This window comes from Rahnella bruchi, from assembly GCF_003614975.1.
GTDB lineage: Bacteria > Pseudomonadota > Gammaproteobacteria > Enterobacterales > Enterobacteriaceae > Rahnella > Rahnella bruchi.
Genome location: NZ_QZWI01000059.1, coordinates 1 through 536 on the forward strand (window position 1 = coordinate 1; position 536 = coordinate 536).

The window sequence follows — 536 nt, forward strand, 5'->3', positions numbered from 1 at the left end:
TTAACCGGCAGCATTTCAGAGGGAACCACCGGCGTGGTGCAGCGTACCGATACGGCAAATAAAGCGGTGCTCACCGCCGCCAACGGTACCGCCGCTGCACCCGGGGAGGCGCAGACGCTGAGCAATCTGACGGCGGGTAATCTGGCGGCGGCGTCCACCGACGCGGTCAACGGCGGCCAGCTGTTTGCCACCAATGCTAACGTGGCTACCAGTGCGGAAAACATTGAGGGCAATAGGACGTCGATAACAAACCTGACCAACGGTACCGTTGGCTTGGTAAAACAGGATGCGACTACTCAAGCCATTACCGTAGGGGCCGATAAGGCAGGAGCCTCTATAAGCGTGGTCGGCACGAGCGGCAGCCGTACTGTAACCGGCGTCACGGCAGGCGCGCTGTCTGGCACTTCCACCGACGCGGTCAACGGCGGCCAGCTGTTTGCCACCAATACCAATGTGGGCACGAATACCACGAACTTAGCCAACCTGGGCACCAGTACCGCCGGCGCGCTGGGCGGGGGAGCGGCTTACAACAGCAC

The 536-nt window shown here is 61.8% G+C and carries 1 pseudogene; it reads left to right on the forward strand.

The features are described 5' to 3' along the window. A pseudogene (locus D5398_RS25335) lies at positions 1-536 on the forward strand (hypothetical protein); the annotation flags it as partial.